We start from the raw sequence: 7,951 nt of genomic DNA, 5'->3' as shown, positions 1-7,951 counted from the left end.
GGTTCCTGCGTTTCCGCATTCCTGATCTCCTCGTCATTGGAGACCAGCAAACGTCAGATCGTAGCTTCCGTCACTGTCCGATTTCCGGGGAGTAGCTCAATGCTCTGTTTTGGTGCATTGCTTGGTGGCATCATATCGCTCGCCGCCGGATCGGCACTCAGGACTCTCCTGGTTTCTGCCACGAGATCGGGCAGAGCGGCTGCGGCAGGTGTTTCGAGAAACCGCTCGAAGACCGCCGCCACAACCTCGGAAGTTTCGGGGGGCTGAGGCCGTGTGAGTGTGGATGGCGTGGGAACTTCCGATACGGAAGCCGGCGCGACGACCGGTTCGGCAAGAGACGCATCGACGAGCGTCGGGCGACGCAGGCTAACAGCCAGTCCGATGCTCAAAATGGCGATGCAGCCGACGGCGATGAGGAAGTGTTTCAACTTTAGTGATTTAATGGGAAGCATTGGTTTTCCTTGGTCGTTTCAGAGCCGTCCGAGTTTGGGAGCTTTTATTCGGGATTCTTTATGCGATAATAAAATCGACCCAGGCCGTGCGGACAGCGCCTGGAGATTTCAGCAGCAGGGTTTCATTTATCTCTTTCGCTATCCCGTCGGTCATTCTGGTCTGCCCGCCCAGGACGCGCGCTTCGGCGGCATCATTGTCCCAGAATTTCGTGACCGTCTTCTCATCGGCCTCGACCGCGATGAGCCGGTAATGTACCGGCGTCCTGCGGATGATGAGCGGTCGGGCCCCGGCCCCAGGAAGGCTGAAGCGGCGATCCTCGACTTCGATCAGCGGCATCACGATGCTGGGGGACAGCACTTCTATGACATGGGTCAGATCCATCCGGAACTGTACCAGCGCTATATAGCGGCCCTGGGTTGCCTGAAGGGTGATCTCCACAGGCTCGCCAGGATGCAAGACGACGGTCAATGGCGCCTCTTCCTCGGCGCCGCCGATGCCGCGCTCGCGCCGGGCGCGTCGCAGCCCGACCGTCAATCCGGTATCCACGCGCCGTTCACCCAGCAGTCGGATAAGGCGCCGGCGAGGGTTGACCTCATAAATGCCAACTCCGTGTTCGCGCAGCTTATTAAGGAATTCGTTGCGGTCGGTGATCTCGAAGATCCGGTGATCCAGACCATAGATCGCCAGACCGAACCCGTCGATGATGCGGCTGGCATCGCCAATGCGCAGCGGCCGCTTGCCATTACAACGTTCGGTCACGCCGGAGGGGTTGATCTGCAGAATTTTGCCAACATGGGCATAGGTGCGTTCGGCCGGACGCAGAACGGGTGCCATGACTTCGTGAATAGAGTCGATCTGCATCTTGAACGGAGCAGTGCCGGCAGAGCCGGGGGGCTGGGGTGCGGGCTCTTCAGACACGATTTCCTCGATCAACTGACGGGCAATCCGACAAGAGCCGGTCCCGATGCCGGGACAATAAGATATGAGTCACGATCAGGGGCTTTCGAAATATTTCGTTTATTTGCGAAAAATACGCATGATACTGAATAATGTGCTGTGCGTTACGTTTTTTCTATCAGGCGGTGTAGCATTGAAAGGCCACCCAGAATCTGAGCGAGGAATATTTCACAATATCGTATACTTGGCGGGTCGCGAAGGCCAGGGCCCCGGGCGGCTCGGATCCTGAGGCAAGAGCTCGATGAGTGCGGATAGCGATTTCCGTAGCGGCAGCGTCATCGACCAGCCAGTGCGCGGCGATCACGTGGCGGACATCCCTTTCATGCAGCCATGCGGCCAGGCTGGTGCCGCCGCTATGCCCGGCACTGTCGCATCCCGACAGGAATACGAGGGTAGTGCCTCGCAGATCGGCGGATGGCGGGAACAGGGCATCCATACCGATCGGATCGTCCTCGGCCCGTGTCGCGCAGAAGACGGCGAGGTCATCCTCGCGCACCTGGGAATGGGCGGCGATGTGCAGGATAGCTGGGGCGGGCGTCAGAGCTGGGCCGATCATATCGCGGCGGAGTTCGATGATCTGCCCGCCGGATGGGCCGCCATAGAGAGAAAGAACAGCCTGCGCCTCCACCTGGGGGCCAGACAGGGGCTTCTCTCCCTGCCCGCCGGAATAAAGAACACGCAGTGCGCCACTTCCCGGGGAGGGCCTGTCGCTATACTCAGGCAGGACAGTACCGGTGCGAACAACCAGACTGTGGCGCATGGCCAGTGGAACCCCTTCCAAGATCGGGGCCCCGAAGGGCAGTGCGGCAATCGGCCTCGCTGTGAACAAGTTAAGCTGGCGCATCCCGCGCAAAAGACTCGCGACGGGCCCGAACAGCGTCTGCCCTAGCATTTTGCGTTCCGCAATGGCATCTCCTTCGGAGCGGATTGCCGGTTCAGCTGATGCACCATCTGCGCGGCCGGCTCCAGCAGCAGATCGACCGACTCCGGGGGCTGACCATGCACCTCGCGGATTAGCTGTCTGTCTTTCACGCGAAAGGCGATGGTGCATTCATCCGCTGCCATTGGACCAAAACGCGTGGCATGGGCGGTCAGGGCAAGGCCCGTAACCAGATCGTGGAAGCGGGTTCCGCGCTCAGCCTCGTCCGGACCTGCAATGCCGAGAACGGCTTCGGCCTCCGCGGACACCTCTGCGATCCTGGCATCGGGAGCCCAGTCGCGAAAGCCGGATACTGCGTTCAGCAGCCATGCTCCAGCATCACCTGTAGGCTGTTGAGCTTTGCTGCCGCCCGACTGTAGTCATTTGCCGCCAGAACTGCCTTCAAAGGCTCCAGAACCGACAGAAGGATCCGGCGCTGGCCCTGTGCCTCCAGCGGATCGCGCGGCAGCATCGCGGCCATCGTCTCGATGCGCCGAAAGAACAATGTCGTGACCAGCAACGCCGGGCCGGGCCGCCCCAGCCGGAACAGCGCAGCCCCAAGATGTCCGAGCAAAGCCCGCCCCCCCCGCGCCGCCTCGAACCCCAGCAGGCGCAGCACCCGCGCGACCAGATCCGGATCTATGCTGTCGGCGGCGATCTGGATCTGAAGCCGGACCATCGCATCTTCCGCCTGTGCGGTCAGCGCGGCACTGTCGGGCGGCATTGCATCCAGACAGGCGGCCGCCCTGTCGGGCGTGCCTATCAGCAGCCAGGGCAGCGCCGCAGAACGGTCGATATACGGCGGCACCCATTGCGCACAACGCCCCAGAAAGGGCCGAGGTCTGGGAAAGGCAGGTCGCGAATTCCTCGTGATCGCCGCGGCTTCGCGGTGGGAACAGGCGCGCGATGGCAAGCGACATCTGGATGTAGTCATCCTCCCCCCATGGCTGACCCAGAACAATCTGGCCGAAGTGCAGACCATCATGTTTGATAAGGTTGACAGGCCGGAGCTGCTGGAAATGGCGCAGGCCAATGTCAATCCGGCGCTCGCCATTTTTCGCGAAGCCGGTGCCGACAATTATGTGACTGCAGCTGAAAACACGCTGGCTGAAATTGAAAAAAGGCTTAAGCTGAACCGCATCGAACCTGCCGAAGGCTGATTGCGGTATGTTTCGCAGCAATGGGTGCGGTTTCCGCAGCCACGTGGAAGTTGGCCTCGGGTTCCTCCCTTGGACCTCGAAATCTTGTTTCTGCGCCTGTTCAAGGTCGGGTAGGGTATGTCAGACCGCGCAGGATAGCTCAGGTAGATTACGGCGGTAGCTTGCCCCCGCAACCAACTATACTCGTGATGAAGGATGACCCGCAGCCTCGGCGACTTGCGCATGAAGATCAGGGGATCCCATATAATAACGCCCGGGATCGCCTCTTGCCGCGACCCAGGTCTATCGCTATAATTCTTGTATCTCACTTGACGCACAAAGCTGTAATATAGCGGGTAGCACTCGTGGAACCGAGATAAGTGATTTCAAAATCTTACAGGGATAATCCCACCCACTCCATCGGGGATTTCCAGAGACAGAAAATGACCCGGAGCCGCGCCTGCTCATTTTCTGTCTGAAAATATCCCGGGGGAGTCTGCGCATTGCGCAGACGGGGGCAGGGCCCCCTTCCCCGGCTCAGACCGCGCGCGCCCCCCAGAGGATCACCGCCGCACCCGTCAGCGCGAGGCCCGCTCCGGCGAGGTCGGTCAGACGCGGCGCCTGGCCCTCGGCCAGCCAGAGCCAGAGCAGCGAGGCCGCGATATAGACCCCGCCGTAAGCCGCATAGCTGCGCCCGGCATGGGCGGGCGGCGTCAGCGCAAGAAACCAGGCGAAAGCCGCCAGCGCCACCAGCCCCGGCACCAGCCAGAGGGCCGGGGCGCCCAGTTTCCACCAGGCCCAGACCGCGAAACAACCGGCGATCTCGGCCACGGCGGCCGCGATGTAAAGCCCTGCCGTCATGGCGCCATCCTCATGTCCGCGTGCCCCTTCCCCGTACCGTCAACCGTTTCCGGCCGGTAAGCGCTTTGCGCCCCCCGTCGCGCCCGCGCCTTTCCCCGGTGGCTCACCTGCGAGCCGCCTCATCGCACCAGCCGGTCGCGATCAGGCCCCGAGCGCAGGCCCCGCCCTCACGCGCCCGACCCGTCACGCCAGCGGTTCACGATCGGATAACGGCGGTCGAGCCAGAAGGCGCGCTGCGTCAGCCTCGGCCCCGGCGCCGACTGGAAGCGCTTGTATTCGCTGATGTAAATCAGGTGCTCCACCCGCTTCACCACCTCGGGGTCGAAGCCCTGCGCCACCAGATCGGCAACCGAGCAATCGCCCTCGATCAGCCCTTCGAGGATGCGGTCCAGCACCTCATAGGGCGGCAGGCTGTCCTCGTCCTTCTGGTCGGGGCGCAACTCGGCCGAGGGCGGTTTGGTGATCACCCTGGACGGGATCACCACTCCCGCCGGGCCCTTCATCCAGGGCCGGTGGTTCTCGTTCCTCCACCGGGCGGTCAGGAAGACGCGGGTCTTGTACATGTCCTTGATCGGATTGTAGCCGCCGTTCATATCGCCGTAGATCGTGCAATAACCGACCGCGACCTCGGATTTGTTGCCGGTGGTCAGCAGCATGCCGCCGAATTTGTTCGACACCGCCATCAGCATCACGCCGCGCAGGCGGGACTGGATGTTCTCCTCGGTGATCCCGGGCCGGGTGCCCTCGAACAAGGGCGCCAGCGCCTCGCCCACCGCCGCCCGCGCGCCCGAGATCGACACCGTATCCAGCCGGCAGCCGAGCGCGCGCGCCACCGCCGCCGCATCGTCGAGCGAATGGTCCGAGGTGTATTCCGAGGGCAGCATCACGCAATGCACATTCGCCGCCCCGAGCGCATCGACAGCAATCGCCGCGACCAGCGCGGAATCGATCCCGCCGGAAAGACCCAGCACCGCCCTTTTGAACCTCGATTTCGCCATGTAATCGCCAAGGCCCATGACGCAGGCGCGGTAATCGGCCTCGCCGATCGGGGGGATATCGTGGATGGCGCCCGGCTCTGCCTCCCAGCCTTCCGGCCCGCGATGGAAGGTGACCAGCTCGGTCAAAGCATCGAACTGCGGCATCTGCACCGCGAGCCTTCCGCCCCGGTTCAGCACCATGGAAGATCCGTCGAAGACCTGATCATCCTGGCCGCCGACCATGTTGAGGTAAACCAAAGGCAGCCCGGTCTCGACCACGCGGGAGACCATCAGATTGAGCCGCAGGTTCGGCTTGCCGCGATGGTAAGGCGAGCCGTTCGGCACCAGCAGGATCTCGGCCCCGGTCTCGGCCAGCGTCTCGGTCACGTCCTGGTGCCAGGCGTCCTCGCAGATCGGGGTGCCGATGCGCACCCCGTTCACCACCCAGGGGCCGGTCACATCAGCCGAGGCGAAGAGCCGCTTCTCGTCGAACACCGCGTCATTGGGCAGGTGGTGCTTCAGCACCCGGGCCGAGACCTTGCCGCCTTGCAGGATGTAATAGCCGTTGAAGAGCCGGCCGCCCTCCCAGACCGGCCCGCCGATCCCGAGCGCGGGGCCGTCGGCGCAGTCGCGCGCCAGTGCCGCGATGGCGGCGATTGCGGCGTCGCGGAAGGCGGGTTTCAGGATCAGGTCCTGGGTCTGGTAGCCGGTTATGAACATCTCGGTCAGCGCGACCAGATCGGCGCCTTTCTCGCGCCCCTTGGCCCAGTATTCGCGCGCCGATCCGGCATTGCCTTTGATGTCGCCCACCACCGGATTGGCCTGAACCATCAAGAGCCGGAATGCGTCAGCCATCGGAATCTCCCCTAAGCGCCTGATCCGCTTCTAGCAGATCAGAGGGGCCGCGAAACCCTTGCAGGCGCGTTCCCCCGGCATCACGGCCGCGCGAGGCGGCGCGACTGGACTCGCGCCCAGCGCCTGCTTAGGCTGCGCGCGAAATCCACACCGGAGACGTCACGCAATGCGCATTTTCCCGGCAACGCTTCTCGCCGTCACACTTGCCGTTCCGATGGTGCTGTCCGGCCCCGTTCTCGCCCAGTCCGAGAGCGAGATCATCACCAAGCAATATGACAACGGCTCCGTTTACGAAGGCACCTTCAGGAACGGCCGTCAGCATGGCCAGGGAACCTACCGCCTTCCGAACGGATACGAATATTCCGGCGAATGGGTGGATGGCGAGATCCGGGGCCAGGGCAAGGCGCGCTATCCGAACGGCTCGGTCTACGAGGGGCAGTTCGACAAGGGCCAGCCCCATGGCAAGGGCAAGATCACCTTCGGCGACGGCGGCACCTACGAGGGCGACTGGATCGAAGGCAAGATGACCGGCGAGGGGGTGGCGACCTACCCCAACAACGCGGTCTATACCGGCAGCTTCCTCAACGGTCAGCGTCACGGCAAGGGCGTGTTGCAGAACGAAGGCGGCTACCGCTACGAGGGCGACTGGATCCAGGGCGTCAAAGAGGGCCAGGGCAGGATCGTCTATGCCGACGGCACCACCTATGACGGCGCGATGAAGGCCGACGAGCGCGCGGGCCAGGGCACGCTGATCATGCCGAACGGCCTGACCTATACCGGCGCATGGGCCCTGGGCCAGATCAACGGCCAGGGCAGGATGACCCAGCCCAACGGCGACAGCTACGAGGGCGATTTTGTCAACGGCAAGCGCGAGGGCAAGGGCAAGGCCATCCATGCCTCGGGCGATGTCTACGAGGGCGACTTCAGGGCCGACAAGCGCCACGGCCAGGGCAATTTCGCCACGAAGGACGGTTTCAAATACGAGGGCTCCTGGGTTGAGGGCCGGATGGAGGGGACGGGATCGGTCACCTATCCCGACGGCTCGGTCTATGTCGGCGCGATGAAGGCCGATCAGGCCCATGGCCAGGGCGCGATCACCTATCCCGACGGCTCGACCTACCAGGGCGGATGGGCGAACGGGGTGATCGAGGGCAAGGGCAAGGCGACCTATGCCAACGGCCAGGTCTACGAGGGCGATTTCGTGAAAGCCCGCCCCGAGGGCCGGGGCGTGATGACCCGGCCCGACGGCTACCGCTACGAGGGCGACTGGAAGGCCGGTCTGCGCGAGGGCACCGGCAGCGCCACCTATGCCAACGGCACCGTCTACAAAGGCGATTTCCGGGCCGACAAGCGCGAAGGCAAGGGCGAGATGACCACGACCGACGGCTTCCGCTACATCGGCGACTGGCTGAACAACCAGAGCGAGGGCCAGGGCGTGGCGACCTATCCTTCGGGCGACATCTACGAGGGCGGCTTCAAAGCCGACAAGCGCCACGGCCAGGGCAAGATGACCTACAAGACCGGCCAGATCGCCGAGGGCACCTGGCAGGAAGGCATCCTGACCGCCCCCTGAAGCGCGCTCCGGCGTCAGTGCCGCTCTGAAGGGGGCATCGAGCCCCCTCCAGAGCGAGCCTCCGGCGGGGATATTTTCAGACAGAAAATAAGGCGATTGCCGATCCGGTCATTTTCGGTCCGAAAGGGCTCTGTTGCAGAAATGGGCTGACGGTTGGGGTTCCCCTATCCCCGGACAGACTTATCCCACGACCTCTGTAATGGGCGTGTCGAGCGCG

9 protein-coding genes are annotated in these 7,951 nt (G+C 63.4%); 2 read left to right on the top strand and 7 right to left on the bottom strand.

Annotation, left to right across the window (positions count from 1 at the left end):
• Window positions 1–53: 53 nt before the first annotated feature.
• From XINFAN_RS10005 to XINFAN_RS09990, 5 genes are all read right to left on the bottom strand, one after another.
• Window positions 54–452, bottom strand: coding sequence for a hypothetical protein (locus XINFAN_RS10005; protein ID WP_124086417.1), 399 nt, complete (start codon window positions 450–452; stop codon window positions 54–56).
• 58 nt (window positions 453–510) lie between these two features.
• Entirely contained in the window at window positions 511–1,386 is an 876-nt protein-coding gene (locus XINFAN_RS10000) for a hypothetical protein (RefSeq protein WP_124086415.1), read from the bottom strand.
• Window positions 1,387–1,528: 142 nt separating this feature from the next.
• Window positions 1,529–2,302, bottom strand: coding sequence for a CHAT domain-containing protein (locus XINFAN_RS09995; RefSeq protein WP_160144585.1), 774 nt, complete (start codon window positions 2,300–2,302; stop codon window positions 1,529–1,531).
• The gene (locus XINFAN_RS21675; RefSeq protein ID WP_160144584.1) at window positions 2,296–2,598 is read right to left on the bottom strand and encodes a hypothetical protein; all 303 of its coding nucleotides are present in this window, start codon (window positions 2,596–2,598) and stop codon (window positions 2,296–2,298) included. The genes XINFAN_RS09995 and XINFAN_RS21675 overlap by 7 nt, the downstream gene beginning before the upstream one ends.
• Before the next feature lie 50 nt (window positions 2,599–2,648).
• The gene (locus XINFAN_RS09990) at window positions 2,649–3,053 is read right to left on the bottom strand and encodes a hypothetical protein (RefSeq protein WP_124086411.1); all 405 of its coding nucleotides are present in this window, start codon (window positions 3,051–3,053) and stop codon (window positions 2,649–2,651) included.
• A 145-nt stretch (window positions 3,054–3,198) separates the two neighbouring features.
• Between XINFAN_RS09990 and XINFAN_RS09985 the strand changes: the two genes are divergently transcribed.
• Window positions 3,199–3,489, top strand: a complete 291-nt coding sequence (locus XINFAN_RS09985; protein ID WP_124086409.1) for a hypothetical protein — start codon at window positions 3,199–3,201, stop codon at window positions 3,487–3,489.
• A 516-nt stretch (window positions 3,490–4,005) separates the two neighbouring features.
• On the opposite strand, the gene XINFAN_RS09980 is transcribed toward XINFAN_RS09985, so the two are convergent.
• A complete protein-coding gene (locus XINFAN_RS09980; RefSeq protein ID WP_124086407.1) occupies window positions 4,006–4,329 on the bottom strand; it encodes a YnfA family protein in 324 nt (107 codons plus the stop codon).
• 167 nt (window positions 4,330–4,496) lie between these two features.
• Entirely contained in the window at window positions 4,497–6,161 is a 1,665-nt protein-coding gene (locus XINFAN_RS09975; protein WP_124086405.1) for an NAD+ synthase, read from the bottom strand.
• Window positions 6,162–6,327: 166 nt separating this feature from the next.
• Here XINFAN_RS09975 and XINFAN_RS09970 point away from each other — a divergent pair, with 166 nt between their 5' ends.
• The gene (locus XINFAN_RS09970) at window positions 6,328–7,734 is read left to right on the top strand and encodes a 2-isopropylmalate synthase (protein WP_124086403.1); all 1,407 of its coding nucleotides are present in this window, start codon (window positions 6,328–6,330) and stop codon (window positions 7,732–7,734) included.
• The last annotated feature ends 217 nt before the right edge of the window (window positions 7,735–7,951 follow it).

Source organism: Pseudogemmobacter humi (genome assembly GCF_900609055.1).
In the GTDB taxonomy this organism is placed as follows: Bacteria; Pseudomonadota; Alphaproteobacteria; order Rhodobacterales; family Rhodobacteraceae; genus Pseudogemmobacter; species Pseudogemmobacter humi.
Note: the sequence above shows the minus strand (reverse complement) of the source record. Positions and strands in the feature narration are given on the sequence as shown.